Origin of the sequence: Thiomonas sp. X19, from assembly GCF_900089495.1 — a bacterium.
Classification (GTDB): domain Bacteria; phylum Pseudomonadota; class Gammaproteobacteria; order Burkholderiales; family Burkholderiaceae_C; genus Thiomonas_A.
Map to the genome: position 1 here is coordinate 737,694 of NZ_LT605203.1, position 18,525 is coordinate 756,218.

General features: G+C 67.5%; 14 protein-coding genes and 2 pseudogenes. 6 read left to right on the forward strand and 10 right to left on the reverse strand.

Annotated elements, in window-relative coordinates; all coding sequences use genetic code 11:
• Window positions 1–15: 15 nt before the first annotated feature.
• The 3 genes from THIX_RS03465 to THIX_RS03475 form a co-directional block, all read right to left on the reverse strand.
• Window positions 16–3,264 carry an efflux RND transporter permease subunit gene (locus THIX_RS03465; RefSeq protein WP_112484960.1) on the reverse strand — a complete coding sequence of 1,083 codons (3,249 nt, stop codon included), beginning with the start codon at window positions 3,262–3,264 and terminating at the stop codon, window positions 16–18.
• Complete coding sequence (locus THIX_RS03470) at window positions 3,264–4,298, reverse strand: efflux RND transporter periplasmic adaptor subunit (RefSeq protein WP_112488122.1); 1,035 nt, start codon at window positions 4,296–4,298, stop codon at window positions 3,264–3,266. The genes THIX_RS03465 and THIX_RS03470 overlap by 1 nt, the downstream gene beginning before the upstream one ends.
• Window positions 4,299–4,371: 73 nt before the next feature.
• A complete protein-coding gene (locus THIX_RS03475; protein WP_233224377.1) occupies window positions 4,372–5,886 on the reverse strand; it encodes a TolC family protein in 1,515 nt (504 codons plus the stop codon).
• A gap of 110 nt (window positions 5,887–5,996) precedes the next feature.
• Between THIX_RS03475 and THIX_RS03480 the strand changes: the two genes are divergently transcribed.
• From THIX_RS03480 to THIX_RS03495, 4 genes are all read left to right on the forward strand, one after another.
• A complete protein-coding gene (locus THIX_RS03480) occupies window positions 5,997–6,674 on the forward strand; it encodes a heavy metal response regulator transcription factor (protein WP_112488124.1) in 678 nt (225 codons plus the stop codon).
• Between the two features lie 118 nt (window positions 6,675–6,792).
• Window positions 6,793–8,301 carry a heavy metal sensor histidine kinase gene (locus THIX_RS03485; RefSeq protein WP_233224378.1) on the forward strand — a complete coding sequence of 503 codons (1,509 nt, stop codon included), beginning with the start codon at window positions 6,793–6,795 and terminating at the stop codon, window positions 8,299–8,301.
• A gap of 266 nt (window positions 8,302–8,567) precedes the next feature.
• Entirely contained in the window at window positions 8,568–9,611 is a 1,044-nt protein-coding gene (locus THIX_RS03490) for a YncE family protein (protein ID WP_112484964.1), read from the forward strand.
• Window positions 9,612–9,643: 32 nt separating this feature from the next.
• A complete protein-coding gene (locus tag THIX_RS03495) occupies window positions 9,644–10,684 on the forward strand; it encodes a sterol desaturase family protein (RefSeq protein ID WP_371412989.1) in 1,041 nt (346 codons plus the stop codon).
• 30 nt (window positions 10,685–10,714) lie between these two features.
• Here the strand turns inward: THIX_RS03495 and THIX_RS23940 are convergent, their stop codons facing one another.
• The 6 genes and pseudogenes from THIX_RS23940 to THIX_RS24750 all read right to left on the reverse strand — a co-directional run.
• Window positions 10,715–11,569 carry an APC family permease gene (locus THIX_RS23940; RefSeq protein WP_233224705.1) on the reverse strand — a complete coding sequence of 285 codons (855 nt, stop codon included), beginning with the start codon at window positions 11,567–11,569 and terminating at the stop codon, window positions 10,715–10,717.
• Window positions 11,512–12,120: a hypothetical protein gene (locus tag THIX_RS23945; RefSeq protein WP_233224791.1), complete on the reverse strand. Its 609-nt coding sequence runs from the start codon at window positions 12,118–12,120 to the stop codon at window positions 11,512–11,514. The genes THIX_RS23940 and THIX_RS23945 overlap by 58 nt, the downstream gene beginning before the upstream one ends.
• Window positions 12,121–12,388: 268 nt before the next feature.
• The gene (locus THIX_RS03505; RefSeq protein WP_112484968.1) at window positions 12,389–13,402 is read right to left on the reverse strand and encodes a cation diffusion facilitator family transporter; all 1,014 of its coding nucleotides are present in this window, start codon (window positions 13,400–13,402) and stop codon (window positions 12,389–12,391) included.
• A 121-nt stretch (window positions 13,403–13,523) separates the two neighbouring features.
• A pseudogene (locus THIX_RS03510) lies at window positions 13,524–14,017 on the reverse strand (response regulator); the annotation flags it as partial.
• On the reverse strand, window positions 14,014–14,400 hold the full coding sequence (locus THIX_RS23950; RefSeq protein ID WP_371412870.1) for an ATP-binding protein: 387 nt from the start codon (window positions 14,398–14,400) through the stop codon (window positions 14,014–14,016). The pseudogene THIX_RS03510 and the gene THIX_RS23950, both read right to left, overlap by 4 nt.
• A gap of 275 nt (window positions 14,401–14,675) precedes the next feature.
• A pseudogene (locus THIX_RS24750) lies at window positions 14,676–15,260 on the reverse strand (hypothetical protein); the annotation flags it as partial.
• 527 nt (window positions 15,261–15,787) lie between these two features.
• Here THIX_RS24750 and folE point away from each other — a divergent pair.
• Window positions 15,788–16,375, forward strand: a complete 588-nt coding sequence (gene folE / locus THIX_RS03520; protein ID WP_112484970.1) for a GTP cyclohydrolase I FolE — start codon at window positions 15,788–15,790, stop codon at window positions 16,373–16,375.
• 84 nt (window positions 16,376–16,459) lie between these two features.
• Here folE and gcvA read toward each other — a convergent pair whose 3' ends face one another.
• Window positions 16,460–17,518, reverse strand: a complete 1,059-nt coding sequence (gcvA, locus tag THIX_RS03525; RefSeq protein WP_199195225.1) for a transcriptional regulator GcvA — start codon at window positions 17,516–17,518, stop codon at window positions 16,460–16,462.
• Window positions 17,519–17,537: 19 nt separating this feature from the next.
• On the opposite strand from gcvA, the gene THIX_RS03530 reads away from it, so the two are divergent.
• Entirely contained in the window at window positions 17,538–18,479 is a 942-nt protein-coding gene (locus tag THIX_RS03530; RefSeq protein ID WP_112488126.1) for a DMT family transporter, read from the forward strand.
• Window positions 18,480–18,525 lie beyond the last annotated feature (46 nt).

An 18,525-nucleotide genomic window follows, 5' to 3' on the forward strand; every position in this document is an offset into this window, starting at 1 on the left:
TTTCATGCGCGGCATTCATGCACGGCTTTCGCGCTGCGCCGGCGCCACGCCGAAGCGCAGCGCCAGTTGCGGCAGCACGAACAGGTTGTACAGCAGGCTGGTGAGCAGGCCGCCGAGCAGGGCCACGGCCATGGGGCCTTCAATTTCGCGGCCCGGCGCATGCAGGCCCAGCGCCAGCGGCAGCACGCCGAGGGCCGTGACCAGCGAGGTCATGACGATCGCGGCGAGGCGGTCGGCCACGGCGCGCAGCAGGGTGTCGGCGTTCCATGCCAGCCCATGCTCGCGCTGCAACTGGGCGGCGTGGGCGAAGATGAGAATGGCGTTGCGCAGGCTGATGCCCATCAGCGCCAGCAGGCCGATGACCGCGCCCAGCGACAACACGCCGCCCACCAGCCAGGCGGCGAACACCCCGCCAGCCCAGGCCGCGGGCACGGACAGCAGCACCAGCAGCACTTGCCGCGTGGTGGTGGATGCGGCCTGGCGTGGTGTGATCGCCGCCGCATCGCCAGCGGCGGTGGTGGCATTGCGCCCCAGTGCCATGGACAACAACAGCATCAGCCCGGCGAACACCCCGAGCACGTCCACCCCCAGCCGCTGCAGCGTGGCGTTGCGCTGCGCCGCATCGCCCTGGAACTGCAGGGTGACGCCGGGCGGCACTTGAACCTGCGCGTGGATGGCGGTCTGGGCGCGCTGCACGAAGCCGGTGATGTCGGCCGAGGTGGTCGATGCCAGCACCGTTTGCACCCGCTGCTCGCCGAGGTGGCGAATGTCCGACGGGCCACTGGCGGCGCTGATGCTGGCCAGCTGGGCCAGCGGGACGAAGCCCAGCGACGGGGTGTGGATGAGCAAGTCGCCCAGCACCTGCGGGTTGTTGCGTGCGCTGCGCGTCAGCACCACGCGCACCGGCACCGGAACGGAACCGTGGAACACCGTGCCTGCGCTGCTGCCGGCAAAGGCGGTGTGGATGGCCTGCAGCACCGGCAGCGGCTGCAGGCCCCAGGCGCGCAGCGCCTCGGGCTTGAGCGCGATGTCGAGCTGCGGCACGCCGGGCGGGGTTTGCAGTTGCACGCCGGTGGCGGTGGGCAGCGCGGCCAGGACCGCCGCAACCCGCTTGGCCACTGCGTCAATCGCCGGCAGATGGGTGCCCAGCACCTGCACCACCAGCGGGGCGGCGCCGCCGCCGGCCACGGTATTGTCCAAGCGCTCGGTGAGAAAGCTGTTGATGCGGAAGCTGGCGCCGGCAAAGCCGTCGACCACGTGTCGAATGGCGGTGAGCGCCTGCGCCGAATCGGCCCCCGGCTTGAGGTTGACGTCGAGCGAGCTGCTCTGTGTGCCGGAGGCGTCGGGCGACAGCGCGGCGCGCCCCGTGTGCTGGGCGACCAGGCGCACTTCGGGCAACTGCTCCAGCGCTTTCACCACGCGGGCGCCTTCGTCCAGCGAGGCCTGAATGGACGCGCCCGGCGCCAGCCGCATGTGCACGATGTACTGCCCTTCCTGCAGCGGCGGCAGAAAGCTGCCGCCCATGCCCCGCGCCAGCAGCGCCGCGCCGATGACGAGCAAGAGCATGATGATGGAAGCCGGCAGCCAGTACGGCAGCAGCCGCCGCAGCAAGGCGGTGTAGCCGCGCTGGGCCACACGCACCGGGGCGGGGGTGTGCAGGGGCGCTGAAGTGCGCGCTGCTGCGGACATCGACGTGGACGTGCCGTGCTGCGGCTTGGTGCCGTCCGGCATGGCGCGGCGCTGGCCGCGCCGCGCCAGCAGCAGCGCGGCCAGCGCCGGGGTGACGGTGAGCGCCACCAGCAGCGAGGCCAGCACCGCCAGCGCATAGGCCTGCGCCAGCGGCGCGAACAGCCGCCCGGACAACCCCGGCAGCAGCAGCACCGGCACCACCACCAGCAGCACGGCGGCGGTGGCGTACACCACCGCGCCGCGCACTTCCAGGCAGGCGGCGAGGATGACGCGCAGCGGCTGCTGCGGCTGTTCGGCCACGGCGTTGTCGCGCAGCCGCCGCAGGATGTTCTCGACGTCGATCACCGCGTCGTCCACCACCACGCCGATGGCGATGGCCAGGCCGCCGAGGGTCATCACGTTCAGCGTCACGCCCATCCACACCAGCACCGTGATGGCGGCCAGCAGCGACAGCGGAATGGCGAGCGAGGAGATGAGCGCGGCGCGCCAGTCCAGCAGCGTGAGGGCGATGACCAGCACCACCAGAGCAGCGCCCAGCAAGAGCGAGTCGCGCACGTTGTGCATGGCGATGGTGATGAAGTCGGCGGGCCTGAACAGCGTGCCGTGCAGGGTGATGCCCTGCGCTTGCAGACCTGCGCGATGCTGCTGCAGCACGGCCTGCACCGCGCGCGTCACCTGCATGGTGTTGGCGCCGTAAGACTCCTGAATCTTGATGATCACCGCGGGCTCGCCGCTGACGCTGCCCCCGCCGATCGCGGGCAGCGAGGCGTAGGCCACCCGCGCCACGTCGCCCAGCGTCACCACCCCTTGCGGCGTGGCGCGCAGCACCGTGGCGGCCAGCGCCTGCGGCGTGGGCGCGAGGCCGTGGCTGACCAGCAGCACGCGCTGCTCGGGCGTGGCCATGAAGCCGCCGCCCAGCAAACCGGTGGCGTGTTGCGTGGCGGCCAGCACCTCCTGCAGATCGAGGTGAAAACGCTGCAGCGTCTGCGGATTCACCAGCACCTGCAGCGCGCGTGTCTGCTGGCTGAAGATCAGCACGTTGTCCACACCCGGCACCGCCATGAGTTGCGGCCGGATGCGCCATTGCGCAATGGACTGCAGGTCCATCAGACTGTGGCGCTGCGATGTGAGCCCAGCCATCAGCACCGTGCCGGTGCTGGAGGTCAGCGGAATCAGTTGCGGCGCACCGACGCCCGTGGGCAGATGCACGGTGGCAAGGTGCTGCGCCACGCGCCAGCGGTCGTCCTGAAGCTTGGTGCCCGACTCGAAATACAGCTTCAGGATGGAGAGGCCTGGCAGGCTTTTCGACGTCACCTGCTTCACGCCCAGCATGCCGCTGGACGCGGCTTCCAGCGGGTCGGTGACGAGCAGTTCAACCTGCTCGGGCGACAGGCCGGGAGCTTCGGTCTGCACCTTCACCATCTTGGCGGCGAATTCGGGAAACACATCGGTGGTGGCCTGGCGCGAGAAGTTGACCGCCAGCGCCGCCAACAGCACGGCCAGCGCCAGCACCACGCCACGGCGATGAATGCTGGCGCCGATCAGCGCCGCCTGCAGACCACGGGCGCGGGCCATCAGTCGTCGTTCCCGGCGGTTGTGTCATGCGCGACGGCCTTGGCCTGTGGCTTGGGCGGCGGCGTGAGCAGCAGGCCCGCGCCGTGCGTCACCACATCCAGCGCCGCCCAGCCGGGCTGCATGTAACCGGCTTGCAGCGGCCAGGCGGTGGACAGCGCGTGGGGAGTGAACCGGCGCGCGTTGTTGGCGGCGGGCGTGGACGTGAACACCAGCGCCTGGCCGCCCGACCACACCACGGCGCCGGCAGGCAGCAGCACGCCTTGTTGCGCCTGGCCGGACTGCACCTGCGCCAGCAATTGCAGCCCCGGCATCAGGCCACTCGCGGCCGGGCTGGTGGCGACAAAGCGCAGCCCCTGCACATGGGCCGAAGCCACCGCCGCCGGGCCGATGACGGTGGCGGGAAGCCAGCCATCGCGCAGCTCGCCCGAGCCCCCGGGGACATGCAGCCGCACCTGTGCTGCCGCAGGCAGATCGGTCCCTGGTGGCAGGGTGAGATCGACGATGAGTTCGCGCCCGCTGGCGATGGCGCTGCGCAGCGCGGGGGCCGTTTGCAGCCGCGCCGCCAGTGCCGGGCCGAGGCTGGCCGTGAGTTCGGCTTGCGCCGCCTGCAGCGTGGCTTGCGCCACAGCCACCTGCGCCTGGGCCGTTTGCGCCGCGGTCTGCGCCTGTTGCACTTCGGCCAGCGCAATGTTCTGCCCGGCCTGGAACAAGCCCTGCGCCCGCTGCGCCTGCAATTGCGCGAGTCGCAAACTGCTACGCGCCGCCGCGAGTTGCGCGCGCGCCATGTCCAGCGCGCTCAGGTTGCGCAAGAGCGCGGCCGGGCTTTGCACCGTGGCGCTGGCCTGAAACGTCCGGCGATACGCGCCTGGCGCGAGGTGCTGGATCTGCAGGTCGGCGCTGACGATTTGCGCCAGGCTCCACTGCACCGCCTGCGGCAGCGCGGCGTGGGCCGGCGTGGTGCCGAGGGTCAGTGCGGCGGCCACGGCCAGCGTGAAAAAGCGTGGCAATGACGGCGGATTTACAGGTGTTTGCATGATGGCTTCATCGATGTTTGTGCGAAAGCGTTGGGCGTTGATCGCGGGCGGCGGCACGCCACAGGCGCGGCGCTCATCGCGCTTCTGAAAATTGGGAGTGCCACGCCACGGCGGAAAGATGTGGCGAGGTCTTGGGCTGCGGCGCCAAGGGAGCAGCGGCGGGTGCCGCGGTTTTTCGCATCTGCCCATCCGGTGGCTTCAGCTCATGCTGCAAAGCCGCCTGCAGCGCGCCCAGCGCCTGCCATTGCGCGGTGCGGGCCTGCAGCGCGGCGTGTTCCGTGGCGAGGGCGCGCAGCTTCGCGCGCAGCACTTGCACCGGGCCGATCAGGCCCTGGTGCCGGGCGGCCTCGTCGGCTTGCAGCAGTTCCAGGTTCGCCGCGCGCAGGCTGTCGGCCCGGCGGGTTTCGTCTTGCGCGGCCTGCAAGGCGGCCTCGGCCTGTTCGATGCGCTCAAGCACCTGCCCTTGCACCTGCTGCAGCGCCGCCCGGGTCTGTGCCAGGCGGGCGCGGGCGGCGGCAATTTGTCCCTGGTGCTGGTTGAACAGCGGCAGCGGCACGCGGGCGCTGAGGGTCAGGCGGTTCACCCCCTGGTCGCGTACGGCGCCGGGGGCAATCATCGGCGGCCCGCCGTCGCGCAGCGCCTGCGCCAGTTGCAGCGCGGCTTGCGCGGCCTGTTCCTGCTGCCAGGCGGCGCGCACGTCGTCGCGGTGCGCCAGGGCGATGCCGCGCAGCTGTGTCAGGCGTGCGGCGTCGGGCTGTGGCGGGGCGGCGGCCAGCGCGGAGAAGTCGATGTGCACCGCGCGCAAGGCGGCGTCGGGCACGCCCAGCGCGGCGGCCAGCGCGGCATGCGCGACCTGTTCCAGCCCCAGGTCGCGGCTGCGTTGCAGGGCTGCGGTTTGCGCGGCGGCTTGAGCCAGCGCGGCGGCCAGTGGCGAGTCCCAGCCACCTTGGGCGCGGGCGGCGGTGCGGCCTTGCAGTTCCAGGGCGACGTCCAGCACCTGCTGTTGCAACTGGGTCTGCTGCTGTGCCGCCCACAGCGCGACATAAGCCTGCTGCACCCGCGAGCGCACTTGCCAGCTTGCGCCGCGCAGCAGCAAGCGCGCCGCGCGCACACCGGCCGCGGCCTGCGCGGCCTGCGCCTGGCGCTGCGCGTGCGACTCCAGCAGCAGGCCGATGGCCGCGCCCACGGTCCACGGGCTCGGCGCCATCAGCGCCGCCGCACTGCCGTATTTCAGGCCGAGCTGCAGGCTGGGGTTGGGCCATTGCTTGGCGATCTGCAAATCAGCCTCGGCCAATTGCACGCCGGTGCGGTCCACCCGCAGCGCGGGATGAAAGTACAGCGCGGCAAGACTCAAGCGTTGCAGCGTCCAGGCTTGATCGGCAGGCTGCGGTGCGTTCATTTGCAAAGTGATGAAACGTTGCAAACCGGGGTCGAACAAGCTGCGCCGCACCAGCGCCTGCGCGCTGGCCTGCGGCGTGACGCCGGGCGCGGGAGGTGGCATGCTGGCACAGCCGGCGAGCAAGGCGGCGAGCACGCCAGCCAGCAAGGGCTTGCTGGATACGCGAGGCGGCATGAGGTCAGTTGGCATGGCTGGATGTTGCGCCGCAACCACTGGCGCCAACATGACGACAACATGACGATTTGGTCATGTTGCAGACGGACACGCGACAAAGCCCTGCGCGGGTTGACAATTCCGGCATGCGCATCCTGATCGTGGAAGACGAAGCCAAGACCGCAGCCTATCTCAAACGTGGTTTGGGCGAGAATGGCTTTGTCGCCGACGTCGCCGCGGACGGCACCGATGGCCTGCATCTGGCCCTGACCCAGCCTTACGACCTCGTCGTGCTCGACGCCATGCTGCCCGGGCGCGACGGCTGGAGCGTGCTGCGTGAGTTGCGGCGCAAGCTGGCCACTCCGGTGCTGATGCTGACCGCGCGGGACGGCGTGGCCGACCGCGTGCGCGGGCTGGAACTGGGCGCGGACGATTACCTGGTCAAGCCCTTCGCGTTTTCCGAGTTGCTGGCGCGGGTGCGCAGCGTGCTGCGGCGCGGGCCGGCGCGCATGCCCGAAGTGGTGGAGGTGGCCGATCTCAGCGTCGATCTGCATCGCCAGCGCGCCGAGCGCGGCGGCCAGCGGCTGGCGCTCACACCCAAGGAGTTCGCCCTGCTGGCGCTGCTGGCGCGGCGCGCGGGCGAGGTGCTGTCGCGCACGCTGATCGCCGAGCAGGTGTGGGACATGAATTTCGCCAGCGACACCAATGTGGTGGACGTGCACATCCGCCGCCTGCGCAGCAAGCTCGACGACCCCTATCCCACGCCGCTGCTGCACACCGTGCGCGGCGTGGGCTATGTGCTGGAGGCGCGCGATGCGCGGTGAGTCCGGCGAGGCCGCCTCCCCCGCCCCGCCTCCCCCGCAGGGTGGGGGAGGCGAAAACGGCGCGGCGCGAAGGACGGGCCGGTTCTTGACTGCACCCTCGCGAGACGCGGGCGGTGGCTTGTCTCCTCCTCACTGGTGGGGAGGATTTGCGCTGCGCCGCCTGCGCCAATACGGCCTGCCGCCGCGTTCGCTCGCGGCGCGCATGGCAGCGGCGTTCGCGCTCACCCTGGCGCTCATCCTGCTGGCCGCCAGCACCTGGGTGTACTGGGGTTTGAACGCGCGCATGATGCAGGAAGACCGCGAATCGGTGCTGCGCAAGCTCGATACCGCGGTGGCGGTGCTGCGCAGCTACACCGCCGACAGCGACGAACTGCGCCAGGAGGCTTACCTGCCGCTGCCGCCGGACGCGCCGCGCGATCTGTTCCTGCGGCTGCGCGCTGCCGATGGCCGGGTGCTGTTGCAGACCCCCGGCTTCAGCCCGGCGCTCGACGCGGCGCGTTTCGATGCGCCGCAGGCCAATGGCGCGCCCAACCTGCGCAAAGTGCAGCTGCATCACGATCTGCATTTCCTCACCGCCATGCTGCCGGTGATGGGGCGGCTTTCCGCCGGCGCGCCGCTGCAGCCCATGCGCATCGAGGTGGCGCTGAACCGCAGCACCGAGTCGCACATTCTGGCCGACTACCGCCTGCGCCTGACGGTGGTCCTGCTCACCGCCATTCTGGTGGCCGCAGCCGCGGGTTACGCCATCGCCTGGCGCGGCCTGCGCCCCTTGCGCCACATGGCCGACGCCGCGCGTGACATCGGCGCGCAAGACCTGCACCGGCGCCTGGACACCCAGCATCTGCCCGATGAGCTGCACACCCTGGCGCTGTCGTTCAACGCCACGCTGCAGCGCCTGGAGGAATCGTTCGGCCGCATTTCGCAGTTCTCCGCCGACATTGCCCACGAGTTGCGCACGCCCATTTCCAACCTCTGGGGCGAGCTGGAAGTGGCGCTGGGCCGCCCGCGCGAGCCGGGGCAATACCGCGAGGCGCTGGAGTCGGCGGTGGAGGAATGCGCGCGCTTGTCGAACATGATCCAGGCCTTGTTGTTCCTGGCGCAGACCGAGCAGCCGGACGCCGCGCTGCGCATGGAGCGGCTGGACGCGGCGCATGAACTGAACGCCCTGGCCGAGTTCTTCGATGCCGCCGCGGCCGAGGCCGGGGTGCGCCTGCAGGTGCAGGCGGCGGCCGGGCTGGCGCTGCGCGCCGACCGCATGTTGCTGCAGCGCGCCTTGGCCAACCTCATCGGCAACGCGCTGGCGCACACGCCGGCAGGCGGCGTGGTGACGCTGTCCGCCCAGCCATGCGCTGCGCTGTCCACCCAGGCCCAAGGCGAGTGTCTGCGCCTTGAAGTGGCCGACACCGGCTGCGGCATCGCCGCCGAGCACCTGCCCTATCTGTTCGACCGCTTCTACCGCGCCGATCCGGCGCGCAGCCGCAGTCGCGGTGGCCTGGGGCTGGGCCTGGCGCTGGTGCGCAACATTGTTCGCCTGCATGGCGGCGGGGTGGGCGCCGCCAGCAGCCTGGGGCAGGGCACGCGGGTGTGGATCGACTGGCCCGTCTGGGAGAACGCGCCGCAGGGTTGAGCGCCCCTTTGGCCCCCTTGGTCCCCCTTGAGGCGTCGCCACGGTCCGCGCCGCGCCGCGACACCACCCCGCTGGCCGGTTGCCGTTGGCGCCATGCCGAAGGGTCAAAATGGGCGCAGGAGGGAACCCGCAGCGGCCGAAGCGCAAGTCAGCGACGCCCCGGGGCGAGATGCCCATGCTTGCCGCAGGTCAACACGACCTCCTCCTGGCGCGTTACAGGTTACAGTTATCTTTTTCACGTTTCCTGTCCGCCAGGGGCACTCATCATGCGTCGCCAGTTTCTCAAAGCTGCTGCCTCGGCAGCCCTCGCTCCCGCCCTGGCGCGGGTCGTTCCCGCCTGGGCTGCGGGCCTGCCGCCGGACGTGGTGGTGGTGCTCAACTCGGGCGACGCCACCATCAGCCTGATCGAGCAATCCACCCGCCGCGTGGTGCAAACCTTCCCGGTGGGCAAGCAGCCGCATCACCTCATGGCCACGCCCGACAACAAGCTGCTGATCGTGGCCAACGCGGTGGGCAACGACCTGGTGTTCCTCAACCCCATCAGCGGCCGGCCGGAAGGCACGCGCGCCGGCATTGAAGACCCCTATCAAATCGGCTTCTCGCCCGACAAGAAATGGTTCCTCACCAACTGCCTGCGCCTGAACCGGGTTGACCTCTACAGCTACCAGGGCGGGCGCGATCTGCAACTGGTCAAGCGCATGCCGCTCGAGGCGCTGCCGAGCCACATGGCGTTCACGGCCGACAGCCAGATCGCCTTCATCAGCCTGCAGCAAACCAACGAAGTGGCGGCCCTGCACCTGCCGACGCAAACCCTGCTGTGGACCCTGAAAGTGGGCGAAACCCCCGCCGGCGTCTGGCTCACGCCGCAGGACCAGACCCTGCTGGTGGGGCTCACCGGCGCCGACGCCGTGGTGGCGGTGGACTGGCGCCAGCGCCGCATCATCAAGCGCATCGTCACGGGCAAGGCGGCGCACAACTTCCGCTCGCTGGCCGACGGCCGGCATGTTCTGGTGAGCAACCGCGTGGCCAACACCATCAGCATCCTCGACATGCAGGCGCTGACCAAGGTGGGCGACATCACCGGCCTCAAGCCCGGGCCGGACGACATGGAGCTCTCAGTCGACCGCCGCTGGCTGTGGACCACCTTCCGCTTCGACCGCACCGTGGGCGTGATCGACCTGCAGTCGCACAAACTGGTGGACGTGATCGAGGTCGGCAAATCGCCCCACGGCATCTACTTCTACGACCGCGCCCCGTTCTACGACAACCTCTCCCCCGCGCAGCAGGCCCACGTGCCGCGCGCGGCCTGAAACCAGCTGAACGCAGCACCATGTTCGACGCCCTGTTCAACACCGCATCGCTGGCCCTGGCCAACGCCGTGGGCGACGCGCAAACATGGCTGTTCGTCACCCTGGTGCAGCCGCTGCTGTATCAATTCCATTTCATGGACATGGACGACCTGGCCTACGACGGCACCCTCTGGGTGGTGGCCGGCGCGGTGCAAGTGGCCGTCATCTACCTGATCCTGCGCCCGCTCGAGACGGTGCGACCGATGGAGCAATGGGCCGACCGCAAGGCCGTGCGGGTGGATGTGATCTACACCCTCATCAACCGCCTCGGCCTGGTCGGGCTGGTGTTCTTCCTCGTGCTGCAACCGGCGTTCGACAACCTCCAGGCCTGGCTGCGGCTGGTCGGCATGGTCAACCTCAACCTGGATGAGCTGCTGCCGCACATGCGCACCCACGCGCTGCTCGGCTTCGTCATTTATCTCGTGGTGTTGGACTTCGCCGGCTACTGGTACCACCGCTGGCAACATCAGATCCAGTGGTGGTGGGAACTGCACGCCGTGCACCACAGCCAGCGCCAACTCAGCCTCTGGGCCGACGACCGCAACCACCTGCTCGACGATGCCTTGCAGCAGGCCTTCTTCGCCGCCCTGGCCCTGCTCATCGGCGTGCCGCCAGGCCAGTTCGTCGCCCTCACCCTGGTGGGAGGCGCGCTGCAAAGCCTGCAGCACGCCAACATCCGCATGAGTTTCGGCAGCTTGGGTGAGCGCCTGCTGGTCAGTCCGCGTTTTCACCGCTTGCATCACGCCATCGGCTACGGCCATGAACTCGGCCACCAGAACAACGCCCGGCTCTACGGCTGCAATTTTGGCGTGCTGTTCCCCTGGTGGGACATGCTGTTCCACTCGGTCGATTTCTCCACCCCGCCCCAGCCTGTGGGCATACGCGACCAACTCCCGCCCCCGCTGGGACGCGGCGTGGATTACGGCCGTGGCTTCTGGGCGCAGCAGTGGCTGGGGCTGCAGCGCATGTCGCGTCGGCTGGTGCTGCTGCGGCCACAGGGCGGCAGCAAGACGGGCGACGCGGCGGGGGTTTGAACGCTGCGGCACGCACCGCCGCGTGCGGCTTCAGGCATCGGCCACATGGCTGCCAATGCGCTGCGCCAGATCCGGATGGCGCCGTGCCAGCACATAACCGTCGATGGCCGCCAGCGCCAGTGCCGCCAGCGCGACAGACGGAAAGACGTTGAATGGCGCCGGTTGCCCGGGCTCGATCAAACCCCACAAAGGCAGCAGCATCAGCGCGGTGCCGAGCAGCGGCAACACGAGGTGGCGCGAGGCCTTGAAATCGCTCCGGTGGTGCTTGAGCATATAGATCGGCAGCGCCAGATTGGTCACCAGATAGGTGATGATGATCGGAATCGCGCCCAGCGTGCCAGTGTAGCCGAACAGGTCGACCGGCTGCACGTTGTGGCCAAACACGACGACGATGAGCACTGCAATGGCGATGAAGGTCCACATCGCCACCTGCGGTGTCTTGTGGCGGGGATTGATGTTGCCGAAAAACGCCGGCAGCAGGCCCTCGCGCCCCGAGTTGAACAAGATGCGCGCCTGCGAATTGGTGAGGCCGATGAGCGACGAAAAAATGCTGCTCAGGCCGGCCAGATACGCCACGATGAGCAGCAAGGCGGCCGAGGATTTGAGGGCGTCGACGAAGGGAATGGACGAGGCGCCGATGGCCTTCGCGTCGTGGTGAAAGGCAATTTCGGTGGCGTAGGCCAGGAACACATAGAGCGCGCCGATGGCCAGCGTGGCGATGCCCAGGGCGCGCGGCACGTTGCGCCTGGGGTTGCGGGTTTCCTCCGCCAGCATCGCCGAATTTTCCCAGCCGATGAAGAGATAGATGGCCAGCGGAAAACCCAGACTCAGGCCCTTGAAGCCGCCGGAGAGCTGGCTCCAGGTGAACGGCGCCAGGCTGGCCAGGAGGCGTTTTCGATCAACATGACCGCCGCGCCGATCAGCAGCAGCAACAGCTCGAAGTAAAAGAACGCGGCAGCCCAGCGGGTGGACAGCCCGATGCCGCGCGACACCAGCAGACCGACGATGCCGGCGGCCACGATGCTCATCGGTTGCCAGGGAATGTCCCCGCTGAGAAACAGCTTCAAGGTGTCGTGCGCCCAGCCGCCCGAGATCACCACCACGGATGACGCCGCGACGACATAGCCGAACACCACGAACACCGAAGCCGCGGCTCCGGCGGCAGGCCCGAACCCCATGCCGATGAAGGTGACGAAGGAGCCGGTGCTTGGCCGATAGCGCGAGAACTCGGCCAGTGTGTTGGTGAGAAACAGGATGACGACCATGGCCGCGATGATGGTCAGCGGCGCCGCCACACCGGCCCCCGAGACGATGGTGGCGAAGCCGAAAAAGAAGCTCATCGCCGGGGCGATGTTGGCCAGGGTCGATGCCAGAATCTGGGGCAGTCCCAGCGCGTCGCGCTGCAGGCGCGCGCCCAAAGCAGGTTGCGGGCTCATGGCTGGGCTCCCCTGACGCTGCGCGTCGTTCCTCCGAGAGGGCATTCGCCTTTGAGCGCCCCCAGGGTCGGCTCGCCGGCCCGCCCCCCGTGGGGTCAAGGAAACTTGGGGCGACCCTGCGTTTCCTTGAGAGGCGGCTCTGCAGGTTCATGTCTTCTCCTTGCATGGTTTTTGTCGTCCCATGCCAAGCAGGCCACAAGGTCAGGCGTTCAACTTGGCAAGCAAATATGACGGCATGGGGCTCTGGTGGCAGCGACCGCGCGCCGCCTCAATGCGCGTGGCCGTGCAGGTGTGTGGGCGCCGCCCCGTTGGCAGAGCCTGGCGCGGGGATGCAGCCATGGGCGGGATCGTCGCGCGGCGCATCGGCGCAGTCGCCGCATTCGAGTTGCACCGTGGCGTGGGCGACGCCCAGGTGTTCGCGCAGGCGGTGGTGAATGGCGCGCAGCGTGGCGTCGGCATCGGCGCCCATGCGCAATTGGGCGTGTAGCGTCACCAGCGTCTGCTCGCCCGACAGGCTCCAGGCATGCACATGGTGGACGCCGGCGATGTCGGGAACTTGGGCCAGTTCATCGCGCACCGCGGCCTCGTTGAAACCGGCCGGCGCGCCTTCCAGCAGCACATGGGCGCTGTCGCGGGTGATGGCCCAGCCGGTGCGCAAAATCATGGCGGAAACGAACAGCGACAGCAGCGGGTCGGCCACGGTCCAGCCGGTGGCGAGGATGATGACGGCCGCCAGCACCGCCGCGCCCGAGCCCAGCAGGTCGCCCAGCACATGGGCGCGCGCGCCGCGCTCGTTCAGCGAGGCGCCGCCGGACAGCACCATGAACACCGCCACGTTGGACAGTCCGCCGGCAATGGCGATGCCCAGCATCCATGCCGCCTGCACCGCTTCCGGCTGGAACAGGCGCAGCGCGGCTTCCACCACCACCCAGGCCGTGAGCGCCAGCAGCGCCAAGCCGTTGACGAAAGCCGCCAGGGCCGGGCTGCGTTGCCAGCCATAGCTCAAACGGGCGTTGGCCGGGCGCGTGGCAATGCGCTGCGCGAACAGCGCCAGGCCGAGCGCGGCGCTGTCGGCCGCCATGTGCACCGCGTCCGACAGCAGCGCCAGCGAGTTGGACCACCAGCCGCCGAACGCTTCCAGCAGGGTGAACGCCAGCAACACCGCCAGCGCCCAGCCCAGCCGCCGCGCGCTGGTGTTCCGGCCGTGGTGGGCATGACCGCCACCATGCGTGTGGTCGTCATGCGCGTGGCCGTGGTGATGATCGTCGCGGGTTGAGGCCATGGTCTGTGCGTATCGGGGAAGGGTGCGGCGGATGAAAAAGCCTGGCCGATTACACCATGCGCCGATGTCGCCCTAGGCCATGACCGGATGGCAGGCAGGGGCAGGAGGCCGATACGCCGCGCAGCAGGCGGTACTCCATCACGGTCAGGCGCAGGTCTTCGCCGTCGCGGCTCACCAGGCGCCGCACCATGTCCAGCTCCACGCGGCCGAAGCGCAGGGGCTCGCCGGGCGCTGCGCTGCCGGCGGACCAGCGACGCAGCGCTGCGCGCACCCGCGCCAGCAGTTCGGCCACGCCGAAGGGCTTGCCGAGGTCGTCGTCGGCACCCTGGTCGAGCGCGGCCACCTTGGCGGCCTCGGCCGAGCGCGCCGACAGCACGATGAGCGGGGCGCCGCTCCAGCCGCGAAAGCCGCGGATGAAGTCGATGCCGTCGCCATCCGGCAGACCCAGGTCGAGGATGACGAGGTCCGGCTTGCGCGTGCCGGCGTCGATCAGGCCCGCGCCATGGTTGGCGACTCGCACGCGCGGTAGCCCTCGGCCTCCAGCGCCGCGCGCACGAAGCGGCGTATCTCGGCCTTGTCCTCGATCACCAGGATCAGGCTGGCCGGGGTGGTCACGGCAACTCCGGCGATGCCGGCAGCGCGGCCGTCGGCCCGGACGCGAGAGCCGCTGGATCCGTGGCTGCCGAGGCGGGCGACTTGTCGGTCTCGGCCTCGGCCTGGTGCTCGGCATCGCCGCCGGGCTCCAGTTGCGGCGCGGCCTGCAGCGGCAAGCGCACGCTGAACGCGGCGCCGCCCATGGGCTGGTTCGCCGCCGTGATCGTGCCGCCGCGCGCCTCGACGATGACCCGGCAGATGGCCAGGTCCACGCCCGGAATGGGCGATTCGGGTTCGCCCCGGGTGAATTTTTCGAACACCGCCCGCTCGCGCCCGTGCGGCAGCCCCGGCTCCTGGTTCCACACCGTGAGGCGCGCTTCGGCTCCCTGCACGCGTGCGCGCACGCCCAGCGGCGTGCCGGGCGGGTGAACTTCAGCGCGTTGTCCAGCAGGTTGACCAGCACCCTCTCCAGCAGCACGGCATTGGCGCGCACCAGCGGGAAATCGACCGGCAGGTCGATGTGCAGCGGATGCTGCGCCAGTTGCGCGGGGTCCACGGCGCGCAGCGCGCTGCCCACCAGCTCCTCGACCGATTGACAGTCATGCCGCAGCGTCACCTGGCCGGACTGCAGCCGTGCCATGTCGAGCAGGTCGTCCACCATGTGGGCCAGTCGCCGTGCCTGCTGCATGATGGTGAGGGCCTGGGCATGCGGCGGCGCGGCGTTGGCCGCGCGTTGGCTGGCGTGCTGGCTGGCGAGTTGCGACGCCAGCACTTCGGCGGCGCCCACCAGCGAGGTCGGCGGCGTGCGCAGGTCGTGCGACAGCGCCGACAGCAGCGAGTTGCGCATGCGCTCGGCCTGCATCGCCAGCAGCGTGTCCTGCGCCACGCTGACGAAATGAATGCGCTCCAGCGCAATGGCGATTTGCGTGGCGCAGGTTTCCAGCAGCCGCCGCAACTCGGGGATGGTGGACAGGCGGGTGTCGCCGGGGTCCACCACAGCACGCCGCGCACGCCCTTGAGCGCCAGCGGGATGAGGGCGACGATGATGAGGGCGTTGAATGCGGGTGTGCGCCGAGAACGCCACGAAGCTGGCCCGCGGGTCGGCCGCGGCCTCGCGCGGCGTGCCTTTCCGCCGCGCCAGCACCACGATGCTGCGGTCCTCGGGCGTCTCGTCGGTCAGCGAGGCGAGCTGTGCGGCGTCGGCCGCGGCCTCGATGGCGCGGCCCGAGGTGACCACCACATTGGCCAGCAACATGCGCCCCATGCCCGCCACGCCGATGGTCGAGAGCAGGCTGCCAATCCGGTCGAACGTGTTCACATCAGTTCCTTTGCAGCAAGGGGCCGGTCGCAAAACCGCACCAGGCCGAGCACGGCGGCGTAGAGCGCAAGGGTCATGGCTATCCAGAGTCCGTCCATGGGGTTCGTCGTGTGAGCGCCTCCAGCAGCCCGCAAGCGGTCCCCGTGATGGGGGCAAGGACATGCAGAGGTGCGCCCGCGTGTCCTTGTGTGTCGGCATGTCGAAAGCGTAGGCAGGCTCGCGTAAACCGCGTGTCAAAAGAAGGGGTCGCGGCATCAACGCTTTGTCGACACGCAGTCTCGTCAATGGGGTGCCGCAGCGTCGTCAGCACGGCGCGCGAGCAACACCCAGAGGTGGCAAGGTCGAAACCGCCGGCGCCTGAAGTGCCTGGGAAAGCCCCCTAAACTGAATAAACCCTAAGCCAGGAATGCGGCGACCTGCCTTGCATGGCATGCACAGGTTTGCCGCCCAGCCCCAAAGCCTTCAAACCCCGCATGAAACCCACGACCGACCCCATCCCCGTGACCCAGACCGAGGCCGAAGCCGCCATCCGCACCCTGCTGCGCTGGGCCGGCGACGACCCGGCGCGCGAAGGCCTGCGCGACACCCCGCGCCGTGTGGCCAAGGCCTACCAGGAATGGTTCGCCGGCTATGCGCAGGACCCCACGGCGTATCTCGCCCGCACCTTCGAGGAGGTGGCTGGCTACGACGAGATCATCGTGCTGCGCAACATCGAGTTCGAGAGCCACTGCGAGCACCACATGGCGCCCATCATCGGCCGCGTCCACGTGGGCTACCTGCCGCGCAGCCGCGTCGTCGGCATCAGCAAGCTGGCGCGGGTGGTGGACGCGTATGCCAAGCGCCTGCAGGTGCAGGAGAAGATGACGGCGCAAATCGCCCAGTGCATCCACGACACTCTGCAACCCATCGGCGTGGGCGTGGTGATCGAGGCCAGTCACGAATGCATGACCACCCGCGGCGTGCACAAGCGCGGTGTGAGCATGGTGACCAGCACGCTGCTGGGCAGCTTCCGCGAAGACCACCGCACGCGCGATGAGTTCATGCGGCTGATGCGGGGGTGAAGTGAGGGCGATGCGGGGTTGATTCTGGAGCAATGGCCATCATGCAATCTGTTCTCGAGCATGGAGAGCGAAAAGCCTGCATGCTTATTGATGGCTCTGCAGGCCCATCCCATCCGCCGCCTCCTTATGAATCCAATCACGAAATCGCTGGTGATGCACTTGAGCGGGCGTTGTCGGCTCATACACCAAGTAGTAGGCAATACCTGACTTGATCTTCGTCCCGAACGGCATCACCAGTCGCCGATTCGTCAGTTCTTCCTTCACCAGCGACTGACGGACCAAGGCGACGCCGTGCCCAGCGATGGCCGCCTCAATGACACCATTCGAGTTCACGAAGACAGGCCCTCGATTCCCATCCACATCTTGGGCGCCAACAGCCTGAAGCCACAACGCCCAATCCAGCCGGTGCTCATCGTGCAACAAGGTGAAGTGGCGCAAATCTTGGATGGTGATGGCGCCTTGCATGCTCCCCTGGAGTTCGGGACTGCAGACCGGCTGGAGTTGATCGTCGATCAGGCATTCCGCAGTCAATCCTTCATAGCGCCCCAGGCCATGCCGCACGGCAAAGTCAATATCGTCCGTGCCAAGGTGCACGAGCCTGTTGCCAGTGCTGATCCTCACCTCGACGTCAGGGACCAATGCTTCCCATCTTGCCAAGCGCGGCAGCAGCCATTGCATGGCAAAGCCGACCGTGCAACTCACGGTGATCGTCAACGGCCCCATCTTTCCAGTCAAGGCTTGGGTTGCGTCGTCAATCAGACGAAACGCCGAGCGGATGGACTGGAGATAGCGCTGGCCTTCGTCCGTGAGTGTGATGCGCCGCACGCTTCGGACGAAGAGCTGAACACCCAGTCGACTCTCCAACTTGGAGATTTGCTGACTGACCGCGGCCGGGGTGATATGCAGCTCCCGTGCCGCCTCTTTCATGCTCAACCGGCGGCCAGTGCACTCGAAGCAACGTAGGGCGTGCAATGGGAGAGATTTCATCATCGATTTAGAAAAACTGATGTCGCAAAGAAATAATAGTTTGTGAATACAGCTTCCAGTGGCTTTAATATAAGTCAAGCGATTTGACTTTGCAATGAAATTTCGCCGCCAATTGTTAGCGCAGACCATGCATGATGGTTGATGCATTTTCTGCATGTTTGTTTAGGAGCTGATGATGAGAACTTCTGATTTCATGCGATTGCTTTTGCTGTCCGCCATTTGGGGGGCAAGCTTTTTGTTTATGCGAATGATCGCCCCCACACTGGGCGCGTTGCCGACAGCATTTTTTAGGGTCCTGCTCGGTGCAATCGGACTGGCCCTTATTCTTATGGCACTGCATCTACGATGGAATTTCAAAGGTAAATTTCGATCGACCTTGATTCTGGGGGTGATCAATTCTGGCATCCCCTTTCTCATGTACAGCATCGCAGCTCGAATTTTGCCTGCAGGTTATTCCGCGATCTTGAATGCAACGACACCATTGATGGGTGTCATTCTGGGCGCTCTGCTCTTCTCGGAGAAATTGACTCGCAGCCGAGTTGCCGGAGTCTTACTGGGATTCGCAGGCGTTGCTCTGCTCGTCGATACGGGACCTGTGACAGCGACGCATCATGTCTTGCTTGGCGCTGGGGCCTGCCTCATTGCAACGGCCTGTTATGGCGCTGCCGGTTTTTTGACCAAGCGCTGGATCAGCGAGCGCGGCGGCTTGGACAGCAAACTCGTGGCCTTCGGGAGTCAAATCGGAGCGACATTATGTCTATTCCCATTCTTTGCCTACTCCGCGACAACAAATCCTCCGGCCAGTTGGGGCGGGAGCGAACTGTGGGCAGCCATTGGCGCCTTGGGGCTGATTTGTACTGCCCTCGCCTATATTCTCTATTTCAGACTGATTGCGGACATTGGACCGATTAAGTCGCTGACCGTCACGTTTCTCATCCCGCCTTTTGGTGTTCTATGGGGTTTTCTGTTTTTGAATGAACCCTTGTCTTGGAGTTATTTGTTCAGTGGTGGTCTGATTGGGTTGGCGGTATGGATGGTTCTCAAGAAAAATGATACTGATAATTTTGTTAAAACAGCAAAATTAACATCCAAGCTGGTTCAAGACCTGAATCCGTGAGCTCGGGCATGCGGAATTTTCATAAGTTGTTGATGCATAATGGTTT

Bases quoted from the DNA above. Each gene is read 5' to 3' on its own strand.
- THIX_RS03480 (WP_112488124.1), top strand. From the start codon at position 5,997: ATGCGCATCCTGATCGTGGAAGACGAAGCCAAGACCGCAGCCTATCTC.
- THIX_RS23945 (WP_233224791.1), bottom strand. From the start codon at position 12,120: ATGAGCCCGCAACCTGCTTTGGGCGCGCGCCTGCAGCGCGACGCGCTG.
- THIX_RS03465 (WP_112484960.1), bottom strand. From the start codon at position 3,264: ATGGCCCGCGCCCGTGGTCTGCAGGCGGCGCTGATCGGCGCCAGCATT.
- THIX_RS03490 (WP_112484964.1), top strand. From the start codon at position 8,568: ATGCGTCGCCAGTTTCTCAAAGCTGCTGCCTCGGCAGCCCTCGCTCCC.
- folE (WP_112484970.1), top strand. From the start codon at position 15,788: ATGAAACCCACGACCGACCCCATCCCCGTGACCCAGACCGAGGCCGAA.
- THIX_RS03470 (WP_112488122.1), bottom strand. From the start codon at position 4,298: ATGCAAACACCTGTAAATCCGCCGTCATTGCCACGCTTTTTCACGCTG.
- gcvA (WP_199195225.1), bottom strand. From the start codon at position 17,518: ATGCAGAAAATGCATCAACCATCATGCATGGTCTGCGCTAACAATTGG.
- THIX_RS03530 (WP_112488126.1), top strand. From the start codon at position 17,538: ATGAGAACTTCTGATTTCATGCGATTGCTTTTGCTGTCCGCCATTTGG.
- THIX_RS03475 (WP_233224377.1), bottom strand. From the start codon at position 5,886: ATGCCAACTGACCTCATGCCGCCTCGCGTATCCAGCAAGCCCTTGCTG.
- THIX_RS03505 (WP_112484968.1), bottom strand. From the start codon at position 13,402: ATGGCCTCAACCCGCGACGATCATCACCACGGCCACGCGCATGACGAC.